The organism is Vibrio sp. Vb1166 (genome assembly GCF_033338695.1).
Classification (GTDB): Bacteria; Pseudomonadota; Gammaproteobacteria; order Enterobacterales; family Vibrionaceae; genus Vibrio; species Vibrio alginolyticus.
The window spans coordinates 24,353-39,045 of record NZ_JAWOTE010000022.1 but is presented as its reverse complement, the minus strand read 5'-3'; the positions used below and the strand labels follow the sequence as shown (position 1 = coordinate 39,045).

The 14,693-nt window shown below is 44.6% G+C and carries 13 protein-coding genes; 8 read left to right on the top strand and 5 right to left on the bottom strand.

Translation table 11 applies throughout. From position 1 onward, the window contains the following. Nucleotides 1-32 precede the first annotated feature (32 nt). Nucleotides 33-1,178 (bottom strand): Na/Pi symporter, encoded by a 1,146-nt coding sequence (locus R7E51_RS18660; RefSeq protein ID WP_025768431.1) that lies wholly within the window; start codon nt 1,176-1,178, stop codon nt 33-35. Nucleotides 1,179-1,564: 386 nt separating this feature from the next. On the opposite strand from R7E51_RS18660, the gene nhaR reads away from it, so the two are divergent. Further along, entirely contained in the window at nt 1,565-2,455 is an 891-nt protein-coding gene (gene nhaR, locus R7E51_RS18655) for a transcriptional activator NhaR (RefSeq protein WP_005381942.1), read from the top strand. Nucleotides 2,456-2,743: 288 nt separating this feature from the next. After that, on the top strand, nt 2,744-3,052 hold the full coding sequence (locus tag R7E51_RS18650; protein ID WP_005381940.1) for an ArsR/SmtB family transcription factor: 309 nt from the start codon (nt 2,744-2,746) through the stop codon (nt 3,050-3,052). Nucleotides 3,053-3,356: 304 nt separating this feature from the next. Here R7E51_RS18650 and rpsT read toward each other — a convergent pair whose 3' ends face one another. After that, nucleotides 3,357-3,617 (bottom strand): 30S ribosomal protein S20, encoded by a 261-nt coding sequence (rpsT, locus tag R7E51_RS18645; RefSeq protein WP_005381938.1) that lies wholly within the window; start codon nt 3,615-3,617, stop codon nt 3,357-3,359. Between the two features lie 305 nt (nt 3,618-3,922). Between rpsT and murJ the strand changes: the two genes are divergently transcribed. From murJ to ispH, 6 genes are all read left to right on the top strand, one after another. After that, the gene (gene murJ / locus R7E51_RS18640) at nt 3,923-5,485 is read left to right on the top strand and encodes a murein biosynthesis integral membrane protein MurJ (protein WP_005381936.1); all 1,563 of its coding nucleotides are present in this window, start codon (nt 3,923-3,925) and stop codon (nt 5,483-5,485) included. Between the two features lie 69 nt (nt 5,486-5,554). Next, nucleotides 5,555-6,490 carry a bifunctional riboflavin kinase/FAD synthetase gene (gene ribF / locus R7E51_RS18635; protein ID WP_005381933.1) on the top strand — a complete coding sequence of 312 codons (936 nt, stop codon included), beginning with the start codon at nt 5,555-5,557 and terminating at the stop codon, nt 6,488-6,490. A 64-nt stretch (nt 6,491-6,554) separates the two neighbouring features. Continuing rightward, entirely contained in the window at nt 6,555-9,383 is a 2,829-nt protein-coding gene (ileS, locus tag R7E51_RS18630; RefSeq protein WP_149192039.1) for an isoleucine--tRNA ligase, read from the top strand. Between the two features lie 73 nt (nt 9,384-9,456). Beyond that, nucleotides 9,457-9,963, top strand: coding sequence for a signal peptidase II (gene lspA, locus R7E51_RS18625; RefSeq protein WP_005385948.1), 507 nt, complete (start codon nt 9,457-9,459; stop codon nt 9,961-9,963). A gap of 144 nt (nt 9,964-10,107) precedes the next feature. After that, entirely contained in the window at nt 10,108-10,539 is a 432-nt protein-coding gene (fkpB, locus tag R7E51_RS18620) for an FKBP-type peptidyl-prolyl cis-trans isomerase (protein WP_005381922.1), read from the top strand. Nucleotides 10,540-10,563: 24 nt separating this feature from the next. Next, nucleotides 10,564-11,529, top strand: a complete 966-nt coding sequence (ispH, locus tag R7E51_RS18615; protein WP_017636164.1) for a 4-hydroxy-3-methylbut-2-enyl diphosphate reductase — start codon at nt 10,564-10,566, stop codon at nt 11,527-11,529. Nucleotides 11,530-11,575: 46 nt separating this feature from the next. On the opposite strand, the gene R7E51_RS18610 is transcribed toward ispH, so the two are convergent. The 3 genes from R7E51_RS18610 to R7E51_RS18600 all read right to left on the bottom strand — a co-directional run bounded on the left by R7E51_RS18610 (nt 11,576) and on the right by R7E51_RS18600 (nt 14,551). Further along, nucleotides 11,576-12,049, bottom strand: a complete 474-nt coding sequence (locus R7E51_RS18610; protein WP_017636163.1) for an arsenate-mycothiol transferase ArsC — start codon at nt 12,047-12,049, stop codon at nt 11,576-11,578. A 71-nt stretch (nt 12,050-12,120) separates the two neighbouring features. Continuing rightward, nucleotides 12,121-12,849, bottom strand: a complete 729-nt coding sequence (gene btsR, locus R7E51_RS18605) for a two-component system response regulator BtsR (RefSeq protein WP_005381917.1) — start codon at nt 12,847-12,849, stop codon at nt 12,121-12,123. Nucleotides 12,850-12,880: 31 nt separating this feature from the next. Beyond that, nucleotides 12,881-14,551, bottom strand: coding sequence for a sensor histidine kinase (locus R7E51_RS18600; RefSeq protein WP_005381915.1), 1,671 nt, complete (start codon nt 14,549-14,551; stop codon nt 12,881-12,883). Nucleotides 14,552-14,693 lie beyond the last annotated feature (142 nt).

The following is a 14,693-nucleotide window of genomic DNA, read 5'->3' as shown; positions in this document are numbered from 1 at the left end:
CCTAAACAATAAGCGATGGTATGTCGTTGTTGTTACGTTGTTAGGGCTAGAATCGCACCTGGTAGAATAACGAATACTGACATTAGGTAGCCACCAACAACAGCTTTATTCTTAATAGCCATTTCAGAAATCATCTCAGCGCCTTTAACCGGAATCTCACGTAGGAATGGAATTCCAAAGATAAACAGCGTCGCCATGATGTTAAATACTAAGTGGACTAGAGCGATTTGAAGTGCGAATACTGCGAACTCTCCAGATACCGCTGTCGCTGCTAGTAGTGCCGTAATACAAGTACCAATGTTAGCACCCAGAGTGAAAGGGTAGATATCTCGTACTTTCAACACGCCAGTACCAACCAACGGAACCATTAAACTTGTCGTGGTTGAGGAAGATTGTACTAGAACGGTCACGATTGAGCCTGATACGATGCCGTGAATAGGACCACGACCGATGGCGTTTTTCAAAATTTCACGTGCGCGACCAACCATTAGGCTCTTCATCAATTTACCCATCACTGTGATTGCAACGAAGATAGTCGCAATACCCAAAGCAATAAGCATGACGCCGCCAACAGTATCACCGAAGGTAGAAAGTGGCTCTTTAATTGCGCCTACGACTGGCTTTGTAATTGGTTTAATAAAGTTGAAGCCTTTAATGCTCATATCACCAGTAGCAAGCAGTGGAGAAACAAGCCAGTGAGAAACTTTCTCTAAAATGCCGAACATCATTTCCAACGGAAGGAAAATAGCGACAGCAAGCAAGTTGAAGAAGTCGTGAATGGTTGCACTTGCAAATGCACGTTTGAACTCTTCTTTACAGCGCACGTGGCCAAGAGACACAAGCGTATTGGTCACTGTGGTACCAATGTTAGCACCCATCACCATAGGGATAGCGGTTTCTACAGGTAAGCCACCTGCAACCAAGCCTACAATAATAGACGTTACAGTACTTGAAGACTGAATTAAGGCTGTTGCCACCAAGCCGATCATTAGACCTGCAACTGGGTGTGCGGCAAATTCAAATAGCACCTTAGCTTGATCGCCAGTTGCCCATTTAAAGCCACTACCAACCATAGATACTGCTAGAAGAAGCAGATATAACATGAATGCCAAGTTAGCCCAGCGTAACCAACGAGCTGTGCTCGAAATTGGTGCCACTGTTGAAGTAGCTTGGTTCATCATAATTTTCTCCGTTGACCTTTCAGTTCATTTTTCGGTCTGTAGTTGAATCTGCGGGCGATGTTAGAGAATAAATATTTCAGTAATATTACAGATTTCTTGCTGTGAGAGATTTTTATTGTTCTTTTTGATAATGGCGTAAAAGAGGAAGAAAATTAATTTTTAACCTATTGATTTTAATGGTTAAATTTTGATTTCGTTTTATTTGATTTTTGCGTTTTTTTTGTAGAGAAAATGCGCCTCAGTTCAACTTTTATGACAGTGTTGACTTTATACTTTCGGTAAAACTTATACTTTTGTAAGGTATTGTATGGTTTTGTCGAGTTTATTGTTTGTCTCTGTCACATTTGGTATAAAAAGTATCACTTTCTTTTCGGGACTCGATCATGTCACATCTAAACTACAACCATCTCTATTATTTCTGGATGGTGTGCAAACAGGGCTCTGTAACTAAGGCGGCTGACGCGCTCTTCCTGACACCGCAAACCGTGACAGGACAGATTAAAGCGCTTGAAGAGCGCATGAAAGGAAAGTTAACCAAGCGCAATGGTCGTACAGTTGAGCCCACTGAGTTAGGTCAGCTTGTGTTTAAGTACGCCGACCGGATGTTCGGTTTGAGCTATGAGATGTTAGATATCGTCAATTACAGCCAGCACTCGAACATTCTATTTGAAGTTGGTGTAGCCGATGCATTATCTAAACGCTTGGTCAGTAAAGTACTGATGACGACCGTCCCGGAAGATAACAGTATTCATTTACGCTGTTATGAATCGACCCACGAACTGCTACTTGAACGCCTTTCTCAGCACAAGCTAGATATGATCCTTTCGGATTGTCCCGTTGATTCTACTCAAAGTCCTGGCCTTTATAGCAAAAAGTTGGGTGAAAGTAGCATGAGCTTTTTTGCTTCTTCTGAAATTGAAAATGTGCGATTCCCTGAGATCTTGGAACAAAAAAAACTTCTGATTCCCGCGAGCCGAACGGCTATGGGGCGTAAAGTTATTCAATGGTTTGATCGTCAAGGCCTTCAACCCAATGTGCTAGGGGAGTTTGATGATGTTGCGTTGATGAAAGCTTTTGCTCGGTACCACGATGATGTGATTTTCTTGGCACCGACCGTATACATGTCGGAGATTGAAGACGACCGAAATTTACAGCTAATTGGCCATGTCGATGGGCTAAAAGAAGAGTACTACGTGATTTTTGCGGAACGAATGATCCAACACCCCGCGGTAAAAAATGTTTGTGATGCTGATTTCAGTCAAATGTTTGAGTAAACCCGTATCGTTGCGTAAATAAATAGATTACTATCAATAAAAATATAATTCTAAATAATATCTAAGTAAGCAAGATACTTGTTTTAGTGAGCAAAACTATTAATTATTGATGGCGCACCAATTAAAATCCTTGGTGGATAATATTGGTGTATCACTAACAACTAAATTAGAGGTTCTAATAATGAAGACTCTGGAAGTGTATCTTGATTTTCTTAGATATATAAATCAGTGCAACACAACAAGCTGGCCAGGGTTGGAATAAGTAAGTTGTAGCTAGAGGTCCAACACATGAATCTACAAGAAATGGAGCAGAACTCCGCAAAAGCCGTCGTGTTGCTCAAAGCGATGGCAAACGAGAGACGCCTACAAATCCTTTGTATGCTGCATAACCAAGAGCTGTCCGTGGGAGAGCTGTGTGCAAAGTTAGAGCTAAGCCAGTCGGCATTATCTCAGCATCTTGCTTGGCTTCGCCGTGATGAGTTAGTCACGACAAGGAAAGAAGCACAAACGGTGTACTACACATTAAAGAGTGATGAAGTGAAAGCGTTAATAAAAACACTGCATAGTCTTTATTGTGCTGAGAGTGCTCAACATTAATTAAATAGTCCTAATATACTGCTCATCTTAGAGTGTGAATCTAACTTGTTGGAATATTTGAGAGTGGCGTTAAACTTTTGATGATAGGGTACTACTCATCGACCAATTTGCTTTGTTCTCAAGTGTTTTATTAGTGCTTTCTAGTTTGAGCGTTATATGGGTAATGAATAAGCTGATGTCTTTAAATGGGACATTCAGAAAAAGAAAAGCTGGCATTGCCAGCTTTTTTTATTAAGAAAATTTTGTAGATATAAAAAAACCGACACAAGGTCGGTTTTTTCTTCACTGTAAAATCAGGACTCTATTAAAGAGCTTTGATTTGTGCAGCGAAACGAGACTTATGGCGAGCTGCTTTATTCTTGTGAATAAGGCCTTTAGTTGCCATGCGGTCTAGGATAGGTGTAACTACAGCGAATGCAGCAGTTGCAGCTTCTTTGTCGCCTGCTTCGATAGCAGCAACAGTTTTCTTCATGTAAGTACGCATCATTGAGCGACGGCTAGCATTGTGCTGACGACGTTTCTCAGCTTGGATAGCGCGCTTCTTAGCAGATTTACTATTTGCCAAGGGTCTAACTCCCAAAAACTTAGTTCTGTGACAATTTAAGGGCGAGGAATATCCCTCATTTGCGCTTAAATGTCAAATGATTTGTGCAAAAACCGATCTAAGCCAAAACAAATTTTGGTAAGAGAGGTTATCGCGGTTAAGATGGCGGGGATTCTAACAGCATTTTTATACCAATGCTAATAATTATCCGCGAAAGGCACACTTATTCCTTACAACCCGCGGATAGATTTTTGACGTCTATTTACAGCACCTGTCAGAGAAACAGTATAGGGTTAGCTGTCTTATGGTGATATTCCGAGGTTACAGTGAGTAAACGACTACTCAAGTCTGGCATGATCGTCAGTGCTATGACATTTATTTCCCGCGTTCTTGGCCTAGTTCGTGATGTTGTAGTGGCAAATTTAATGGGGGCAGGAGCAAGCGCAGACGTCTTTTTCTTCGCCAATAAAATTCCTAATTTTTTACGACGTTTGTTTGCTGAAGGTGCTTTTTCCCAAGCGTTTGTACCTGTTTTAACGGAAAGCCATGCTCAAGGCGACATGGATAAAACTCGGGAGCTCATTGCTCGTGCAGCGGGCACATTGGGGGTGATAGTCTCAATTGTTACCATCTTAGGTGTTCTAGGTTCCGGTGTGGTGACTGCACTGTTTGGTTTTGGTTGGTTCCTAGACTGGATGCATGGTGGTCCCGCGGCTGAGAAGTTCGAACTTGCTAGCGTGATGCTCAAGATTACCTTTCCTTATTTATGGTTCATCACTTTTGTTGCCCTATCGGGAGCCATTCTCAATACACTAGGTAAGTTTGCGGTTTCTTCGTTTACTCCCGTCTTCCTCAACGTAATGATCATTTTGGCAGCATGGTTTATCTCGCCGCAGATGTCACAGCCAGAGATTGGTCTTGCCATCGGTGTTTTCCTTGGTGGTTTGGTTCAGTTCTTATTTCAAATCCCTTTCCTTATTAAAGCGGGGGTTATGGTTAAGCCGAAATGGGGCTGGCGCGATCCGGGCGTGGTGAAGATCCGAACCTTAATGATTCCTGCTTTGTTCGGTGTGTCGGTAAGCCAAATCAACTTGTTGTTTGATACTTTTATTGCCAGCTTTCTGCAAACCGGTTCGATCAGTTGGTTGTACTATTCAGATCGCTTGTTGGAATTCCCGTTAGGTCTGTTTGGTATTGCTATTGCAACGGTGATTTTACCAGCATTATCACGCAAACATGTTGACGCACAAAATGAAGGATTCGCACAAACCATGGACTGGGGGGTGCGCATGGTGATCTTACTTGGCCTTCCTGCAATGCTTGGTTTGATGGTACTGGCAAAACCTATGTTGATGGTGTTATTCATGCGAGGTGAGTTTTCGCCACAAGACGTACATCAAGCATCATTGTCACTCTTTGCTTACGCTTCAGGCTTGTTGAACTTTATGCTGATTAAAGTGCTCGCTCCGGGTTATTACTCGCGTCAAGACACTAAAACGCCAGTGAAATACGGCATCATTGCGATGGTGACCAACATGGTATTTAATGCAATTTTTGCGTACTTCTATGGCTACGTTGGCTTGGCTATCGCGACGGCACTATCGGCATTTGTGAATATGGCACTGCTGTATCGTGGCCTGCACATCGCAGAGGTATACCAAATCACTAAGCGAACCGTCTTCTTTATTATACGTTTAGCTATTGCTGGCGCGGCGATGGTGGCGGCAATCTTATGGCAACTGGAAGATATGTCAGTATGGCTAGGCTGGAGCTTTGCTCACCGAAGCGCGGTGCTAGGGATGTTGATCGGTTTAGGAGCCGTAGTTTACCTAGTGGTTCTATTTTTAACTGGTGCGCGTTTAAAAGACCTAAAAGCTGGGACAGACTGAGGGTGATTAGTATATAATCCGTCAGTTTCACACAGTGTAAAGTAAAACAGAGGCAGAAAGCAGTATCCAATGGAACTGATTAGAGGCATTCACAATATCAACCCGCGACATCATGGTTGTGTGCTGACTATTGGCAATTTCGATGGTGTCCATAAAGGCCATCAACAAGTATTGCAGCAAGTGTCTGAGCAAGCGGACAGGCTATCCTTGCCTTCTGTTGTGATGACCTTTGAACCTCAGCCGATGGAGCTGTTTGCCAAAGACAAGGCACCTGCAAGGTTGACGCGATTACGCGATAAGTTCGTGCAATTGAGTAAGCTCGATATTGACCGCTTACTGTGTGTCAATTTCAATCGCCATTTTGCAAGTTTAACCGCGGAAGAGTTTATCCGTGACTTGTTGGTCGAGCGTTTGGGTGTTAAGTTTCTTGTCGTTGGTGATGATTTCTGCTTTGGCAAAGGCCGTACAGGTAACTTTGCAATGCTGCAGGAAGCAGGGGAAAAATACGGCTTTGATGTCGTAAGTACCCAGAGCTTTTGTTTACAACAATTACGTGTCAGCAGTACGGCTATCCGTCAAGCGCTGGCGCGTGACGATTTGCATTCCGCGCAACAGATGCTGGGAAGAAACTACAGCATCAGCGGTCGTGTTTCTCACGGAAGAAAGCTAGGTCGAACCATTGGGTTCCCTACTGCAAATATTCCTTTGAAACGCTGTGTTTCTCCGGTTTCCGGAGTCTATGTTGTTCAAGCGCTTGGCTTAGGAAATAAGCCAGTTGGTGGTGTTGCTAATATTGGTCAAAGACCAACCGTCAATGGTGTTCGCCAACAGTTAGAAGTGCACTTATTCGACTTTCATGCCAATTTATATGGCAAGCAACTAGAAGTGGAACTTTTGCATAAACTTCGAGATGAGCAAAAGTTTGAGTCGTTTGAAGCACTTAAACAACAAATCGAATTGGATGCTGAAGCAGCAAGGGTGTGGCTGCGTCAGCTTAAGCGTTGAGCGGTTTATTCCACCGTTCAACATAATGTCTAATTTTCGCCCAATATAACGGAATTAAGAATCGATGAGTGAGTATAAAGATACCCTGAACTTACCTGAAACAGGGTTTCCAATGCGCGGCAACCTGGCCAATCGTGAGCCAGAAATGCTTAAGCGTTGGTACAAAGAAGATCTTTACGGTGAAATCCGTAAAGCTAAGAAAGGCAAAAAGTCATTCGTATTGCACGATGGCCCTCCTTACGCAAATGGTGACATTCATATTGGTCACGCACTAAACAAGATTCTTAAAGACATTATTATTAAATCCAAAACACTTTCAGGTTTTGACGCACCTTACATCCCAGGCTGGGACTGCCACGGTCTACCAATCGAATTAATGGTAGAGAAGAAAGTAGGTAAGCCAGGCCAAAAAGTGACAGCAGCGGAATTCCGCGAGAAATGTCGTGAATACGCAGCAGGTCAGGTTGAAGGTCAGAAAGAGAGCTTCAAACGCCTTGGTATCATGGGTGAGTGGGACAAGCCATACCGCACTATGGATTTCGCAACTGAAGCGAACATTATTCGTGCTCTTGGTAAGATCGCAAGCAATGGTCACCTGCTAAAAGGTTTCAAACCTGTTCACTGGTGTACAGACTGTGGTTCTGCTCTTGCTGAAGCGGAAGTAGAATACAAAGATAAAGTATCGCCATCTATCGACGTTCGTTTTAAAGCGGCTGACGAAGCGGCACTGCTATCTAAATTTGAACTGACAGAAGGTCATGAAGGTCACGGTGACGTATCTATCGTTATCTGGACAACAACACCTTGGACACTGCCTGCAAACCGCGCAGTATGTCTACGTGATGATCTAGAGTACGTGCTTATCCAAACAGAAGGCGACAACGCTGAGCGTATCATCGTTGCTGCTGAGCTAGCGAAAGACGTAATGGACCGTGCGGGTATCGAGCACTTCCACAACCTTGGCTTTGCTAAAGGTGCGGACCTAGAGCTTTCTCAATTCCAACACCCATTCTACGATTTCACTGTACCGGCGATCCTTGGTGATCACGTTACGACTGATTCAGGTACTGGTGTTGTTCACACTGCTCCTGGTCACGGTCAAGAAGACTTCGCGGTTGGTAACAAGTACAACCTAGAAGTAGCAAACCCAGTTGGCTCAAACGGCGTTTACCTACCAGATACAGAGCTATTTGCTGGTCAGCACGTTTTTAAAGCGAACGATGCAGTAGTAGAAGTACTAAAAGAAAAAGGTGCACTACTACACCACCACGCTTACGAGCACAGCTACCCACACTGTTGGCGTCATAAGACCCCAATCATCTTCCGTGCTACACCTCAATGGTTCGTTTCTATGGACCAAGCTGGCCTACGTGCTAAAGCATTAGAGTCAATCAAGAATGTAGAGTGGATGCCTGAGTGGGGTCAAAGCCGCATCGAAGGTATGATCGAAGGTCGCCCTGAGTGGTGTATCTCTCGTCAACGTACTTGGGGTGTGCCAATTGCTCTGTTTGTTCATAAAGAAACAGCAGAACTTCATCCAAACACGCTAGAGCTGATCGAGAAAGTCGCTAAGCTGGTTGAAGAGAAAGGCATCCAAGCATGGTGGGATGTAGATGCCGCTGAACTACTAGGTGCTGACGCTGACCAATACGAAAAAGTGCTAGATACGCTAGACGTATGGTTCGATTCAGGTGTCACTCACTTCTCTGTTGTTGATGCTCGTGAAGAGTACAACGGCAACAGTGCAGACCTATACCTAGAAGGTTCTGACCAACACCGCGGTTGGTTCCAATCTTCTTTAATTTCATCTATTGCGATGAAAGACGAAGCACCTTACAAACAAGTACTGACACACGGTTTCGTGGTTGACGGTCAGGGTCGTAAGATGTCTAAATCTATCGGTAACGTGGTTGCGCCAAAAGACGTAACCAACAAGCTAGGTGCTGACATTCTTCGTCTATGGGTTGCTTCTACAGACTACACTGGTGAAGTTGCGGTTTCTGATGAAATCCTAAAACGCAGCGCAGATGCGTACCGTCGTATCCGTAACACAGCGCGTTTCTTCCTAGCTAACTTGAGCGGCTTCAACCCTGAAACAGACATCGTTCCTGTTGAAGAGATGGTTGCGCTAGATCGCTGGGCGGTTGGTCGTGCACTAGCAGCACAAGAAGAGATTGTTAAAGCATACGAAGAGTACAACACACACGGCGTAACTCAGCGTCTAATGCAATTCTGTTCAATCGAAATGGGCTCTTTCTACTTAGACGTAATTAAAGACCGTCAGTACACAGCAAAACGTGGCGGCAACGCTCAACGTAGCTGTCAGACTGCACTTTACTACATCGTAGAAGCGCTAGTTCGTTGGATGGCGCCAATCATGTCGTTCACTGCAGATGAAATCTGGAACGAAATGCCAGGCGAGCGCGACAAGTTCGTATTCACTGGTGAGTGGTTCGACGGTCTATTCGGTCTTGCTGAAGGTGAAGAGCTGAACAACGAATTCTGGTCTGAGATCCAAGCGGTTCGTGGTGCGGTAAACAAACTTCTAGAAGATGCGCGTAAAGAGAAAACCATTGGTGGTGCACTACAAGCTGAAGTGACTCTATTTGCTGATGACGCACTAGCGGCGAAGATCAACAAACTTGAAGATGAACTGCGCTTTGTTCTACTAACCTCTGCGGCGAAAGTTAAGCCTCTAGGTGAGAAGACGGATGCAGCACAAGCCACAGATATCGAAGGCTTATTTGTTGAAGTAGCAGCAGCTGAAGGCGAGAAGTGTGATCGTTGTTGGCACCACACGCCAGACGTAGGCACAATTGAAGGTCACGAGAAAATCTGTGGTCGTTGTGTGTCTAACGTAGACGGCGAAGGTGAAGTACGTAAATTCGCGTAATTGCCTAGAACGACTGAACTTTTTTTTAAATTAACAGCCCCAGTATTTACTGGGGCTGTTTGTAGGTAAAGTAATGAGTGAAAAAGCACTGACGTTAAAGCAATCTGGAGTTCGCTGGCTGTGGTTAGCAATTCTGGTATTTATTGCAGATATTGGCATCAAATTGGTGGTGATGGACAACATGGGCTACGGATGGGCAAACCGAATTGAGGTGTTGCCATTCTTCAACCTACTTTACGTTCATAACTACGGTGCCGCTTTCAGCTTCTTGAGCGATCAAGCTGGTTGGCAGCGCTGGTTATTTACAGGTATCGCGTTTGTTGTTACGGGTCTTTTGACCTACTGGATGAGTAAGCTTCCAGCAAAAGAAAAATGGAACAACATTGCTTATGCACTGATTATTGGTGGTGCAGTGGGCAACGTGTTTGACCGCGTCGTTCATGGCTTTGTTGTTGATTACCTAGACTTCTTCTGGGGTAACTACCACTGGCCAGCATTCAACCTTGCTGACATGGCGATCTGTATTGGTGCGGCAATGATTATTCTGGATGGCTTCCGTAAAAAAGACGCTGACAAGTAATCTTTTGCGGTATATCGAATAACCCTAAGCGTCGTCCGTTGATTCGAGCGATGCTTTTTATTATGTTGGAGCGCCAATCAGCATATCAATGTATAAAAAGACCAAGCTGACAGCGTAATAACCCAAGAACAAGGAAGCATTAACGTGACAACAATAACCAATGAATCTGTAGTAACCCTTCACTTTACGATTAAAATGAAAGACGGATCGGTTGCAGATAGTACTCATAACATGGGTAAACCAGCGAAATTTGTTATGGGTGATGGCAGCTTGAGTGAAAACTTTGAGCAGTGCTTGATAGGCCTCGAAACAGGCGCACAAAAAGCGATTGAGCTAAAGGCAGAAGACGCGTTTGGTATGCCAAACCCTGATCATATTCACTATATGGATCGCACTAAATTTGTAGGTGATGCAGAAGTGGAAGTTGGTACAATCATGGCCTTCAGTGGCCCTGATGGCATGGAAATCCCGGGCATTATTACAGAGATTGCAGGCGATTCAGTCACTGTGGACTTCAACCATCCTCTAGCGGGACAAGACGTGACTTTCGAAGTTGAAATTTTGTCAGTAGAATAGCGAACCAAATAAAAGATAACTTCCATGAGCAATGAAATGAAAATCCTGTTAGCTAACCCACGTGGTTTCTGTGCTGGTGTTGACCGCGCGATTAGCATCGTAGAGCGTGCGCTAGAGATGTATCAGCCACCGATTTATGTGCGTCATGAAGTGGTGCATAACCGTTTTGTGGTTGAAGGTCTAAAACAGCGTGGTGCTATCTTCGTTGAAGAACTGCACGAAGTGCCAGACAACAACATTGTGATTTTTTCTGCTCATGGTGTATCGCAGGCGGTTCGTCAGGAAGCGAAGCTGCGTGATTTGACCGTATTTGACGCAACGTGTCCTTTAGTAACCAAAGTGCATATGGAAGTGGCGCGTGCGAGCCGTCGTAATATGGAAGTGGTTCTGATTGGTCACGCAGGTCACCCTGAAGTCGAAGGTACGATGGGGCAATACGCCAGTGAAACCGGTGGTATGTACTTGGTTGAAACTCCAGCCGATGTTGAGAAACTGAAGGCGATTGTGAAAGATCCATCCGATCTTCATTACGTAAGCCAAACGACGCTTTCTGTCGATGAAACTGCCGATGTTATCGAAGAGCTACGCCGCGTGTTCCCAGATATCCAAGGTCCACGTAAAGACGATATCTGTTACGCGACACAAAACCGCCAAGATGCCGTACGTGAATTAGCTGGTGACGTAGATGTGATGGTTGTGGTGGGTTCTAAAAACTCATCAAACTCTACACGTCTTAAAGAGCTAGCTGAAAAGCTAGGGACACCTGGCTACTTAACCGACTGTCCGGAAGATATCAAACCTGAGTGGTTCGAAGGCAAAACAAAGGTCGGCGTGACTGCGGGAGCATCTGCTCCGGAAGAGCTCGTTAATCAGATTCTAGAGCGAATCAAAGAACTCGTTGGTGCCGAAGCGGTTGATGAAGTACTTGGCCGTGAAGAGAATATGTTCTTTGAAGTACCTAAAGAACTGCAAATCAAGCAAGTGGATTAGTCTCCATTTATCGAATATTCAAAAGGCGACCTGTGGGTCGCCTTTTTTACATCTCTCTTAACTCATTTAGGTAATCACGAATTTGGTCTTTTCCTAAACCATCGATAATCATATCAGACATCTTCGTGATTCTTCGCTCAAGCGATTGAGCAACCTTTTCGCAATGTGCGTACATGTCTTCATCAGAACCATCGGTCGGAAAAGCATCAACTTGCCAGTTTACTCGAACACCACCTGCAAGCCACTGAGGAGCGGTTTCTTGATGTAAAGAATCACAGAGAATAATAACGATGTCGGGAAGAAACTGAGTTCGCTCCTCCCATGAATGCGTGTGGATATGCGGAATGGGGAGTTGGTGGTCATCTAAATATTTTTGCACCACTGGGTGCACCTTGCCTGTGGGATGTGAGCCTCCACTGGTGACACTAAAATCTGCTGGCAGGATATTGGTTGCGATTGACTCCGCGAGGACGCTTCGTCCAGCGTTGTGCTTACATATGAATAAAACTTTATACATCATCGCCTCGTCTTTTCAGAGCGTCCTATTTATACGCTAGCGGAAACTCAGCGATGATGTGTGAAGTTTTTGTGTTAGTGGCTAATGCCGAGCATCTCTTTGAGCACCTTTAAGTAGCGGCGGCTTACTGGTATCTCAAAGCCTGTTTTGGTGATGATTTCCGCTAACCCATTTTCCAGTAACTTGATTTCGCTAATCGCTTTAATACTGACTAAGTATTGACGATGGCAGCGGACTAGAGGGGTTTTCTCTTCCAACGTTTTTAATGTCAGTTGGGTGCTCGCGGTTTGGCTGGTGGAGCGTACATGCACGCCGCTGATATCACTGTAAGCACATTCCACCGTGTCGGTGGCCATGATAACGATGCGGTTGTGTCCGATGCACGGTATTTGATCCAACGTGTCAGGTGTAATAGCAGACAGTTGTTGCGTTAGGGCGGATTGGCTAATGACTTTGTTTAGTCGTTTTACCGTTTTAGTTAGCCGGCATGGGTCGACAGGTTTGAGCAAGTAATCAAAGGCATTGTCTTCAAATGCTTGAATCGCATACTGATCATAAGCCGTGACAAAAACCACATAAGGCATGGTTTCTGGATCAAGCATCCCTAGTAATTCAATCCCCGTGACTTGAGGCATTTGGATATCGAGAAACACCACATCAGGCTTGAGTTCATTGATTTTTTTTAGGCCGAGGATTGCGTTTGAGGCATCGCCCACGACCTCAACTTGGCCTGTTTCATCCAGTAACTCTGCTAGCTCTTCACGAGCAAACTGTTCATCATCAATGACGAGTGCGGTTAACATCCAACATTACCTTTATTGCTTCAGCGTGCTTTTATGATTTTGGGGGAATGATAAAGCTCATTTTAGTAAATTGATGTGGCTCGCACGTAATTTTTAGCGCTGCATCACGTCCAAATTGATTAGTGAGACGCTTGTCGACAATTTCTAAACCTAGCCCTGAGTGGTTTTCTTTTGGCGGCTCAAAACTGCCTGCGTTGTCTTCGACGGTAATCAAGTGACCTTGTGGGTGTGCTTCGCTGTATATATGAACTTTACCACCTTCAAGCATGTTTGAAATGCCATGCTTAATGGCATTCTCAACCAAAGGCTGGAGTGTAAAGCTTGGTAATTTGATGTCCAGCAATTCAGGTTGAATATCGATTTCAACCTCTAAGCGGTCCGTAAAACGCGCTTTTTCGATGCTCAAGTACGAGTTCACATGTGCAAGCTCTTCCTTTAACGTCACGGTATTAATGTTCTGCTTTAAATTGCTGCGGAAGAAGTGCGATAGATTTTGGATTAGCTCGCGCGCTTTGTCAGGGTCACGACGAGTAATCGCACTAATAGTATTGAGTGCATTAAACAAAAAGTGTGGATTCACCTGAGCGTGAAGCAATTTTATTTCTGCTTGGGCGAGTAAGGCTTGTTGTTGTTGGTAATCGCCATAAAGGATTTGGCTAGATAGAAGCTGGGCTATTCCTTCCGCCATCGACATGTTGGCCGTCGAGAACAATTTACGCTTCGGTTCATACAGCTTTATGGTACCAATGACCTCTTTCCCTGCACGCAGTGGGATGATCAGCGCAGATCCGAGCTTGCAATCTTTTGCAATGGAGCATTGGTATGGACGCTCCGCACCATCAAGATAAATGATGTCGTTTTTCTCCATGGAGTCTAATGTGCTTTGCGATGAAATCGGCGTGTTCGGTTTATGGTGATCATCGCCAATGCCCACAAACGCCAAGATCTTTTCTTGGTCAGTAATCGCGACAGCGCCCACCTTGGTTTCTTCGTAAATAATACGTGCGATTTTCTCTGCGTTTTCGGTGTTGAAGCCGTTGCTTAGAATTCCCACTGAGCGATCAGCAATGGTGAGCGCTCGACGCGAAAACGTCGCAGAAAACTTTTCAAAGATTGCTTTTCTGTCTTGCAGGATACTCATGAACAACGCCGCACCAAATGAGTTCGCGATGATCATAGGCGCTGCAATAGCGGACACCAGTTCATAGGCTTGATCAAAAGGTTTCGCGACGGCGAGCAGCAAAATCATTTGCACCACTTCTGCAACAAACGTGACGCTGAATACAACGCTTGGATTAAACAGCAATGCACCTTTATTTCGCTTGATAAGGTAAACGTGGAGCAAACCACCAATTACGCCCTCGGCGGTGGTTGAAATTGCACAGGCTAGGTCGGTAAAACCACCAAGAGAGTATCGATGGATGCCACCAGTAAATCCGACGGCGAAACCTACAACAGGTCCACCAAACAGCCCGCCCATAACTGCGCCGATCGCACGAGTATTGGCAATAGCATCGTTGATGTGCAGACCGAAATAGGTGCCGAGAATACAAAAGCCAGAGAAGAGTACGTAACAAATTAGGCGGTGGCTTAAGCGCGAAGAAATACTCAGCAAAGGTAAGATGATTGGCGTTTTACTTAGCATGTAAGCCAAAACTAAGTACACACACATCTGTTGTAAAAGGGAGATGACCAGTTCCATAGTGAACCTAACCTAGAATCAATGTTGTTATTGTATACCTAAGTAACCTCAAGATGCTTGGCTCAGATAGATAAGAACAGCTAAGTAAATGATGCTGCGCTGTGCTTTCTGAACCTTAAAGTGACTTGGGTATAAAACAAAA

What these genes read in the sequence shown, in the direction of transcription:
- R7E51_RS18660 (WP_025768431.1), bottom strand. Translation starts at nt 1,178, where the DNA reads ATGAACCAAGCTACTTCAACAGTGGCACCAATTTCGAGCACAGCTCGT.
- nhaR (WP_005381942.1), top strand. Translation starts at nt 1,565, where the DNA reads ATGTCACATCTAAACTACAACCATCTCTATTATTTCTGGATGGTGTGC.
- R7E51_RS18650 (WP_005381940.1), top strand. Translation starts at nt 2,744, where the DNA reads ATGAATCTACAAGAAATGGAGCAGAACTCCGCAAAAGCCGTCGTGTTG.
- ribF (WP_005381933.1), top strand. Translation starts at nt 5,555, where the DNA reads ATGGAACTGATTAGAGGCATTCACAATATCAACCCGCGACATCATGGT.
- ileS (WP_149192039.1), top strand. Translation starts at nt 6,555, where the DNA reads ATGAGTGAGTATAAAGATACCCTGAACTTACCTGAAACAGGGTTTCCA.
- lspA (WP_005385948.1), top strand. Translation starts at nt 9,457, where the DNA reads ATGAGTGAAAAAGCACTGACGTTAAAGCAATCTGGAGTTCGCTGGCTG.
- ispH (WP_017636164.1), top strand. Translation starts at nt 10,564, where the DNA reads ATGAGCAATGAAATGAAAATCCTGTTAGCTAACCCACGTGGTTTCTGT.
- R7E51_RS18610 (WP_017636163.1), bottom strand. Translation starts at nt 12,049, where the DNA reads ATGATGTATAAAGTTTTATTCATATGTAAGCACAACGCTGGACGAAGC.
- btsR (WP_005381917.1), bottom strand. Translation starts at nt 12,849, where the DNA reads ATGTTAACCGCACTCGTCATTGATGATGAACAGTTTGCTCGTGAAGAG.
- R7E51_RS18600 (WP_005381915.1), bottom strand. Translation starts at nt 14,551, where the DNA reads ATGGAACTGGTCATCTCCCTTTTACAACAGATGTGTGTGTACTTAGTT.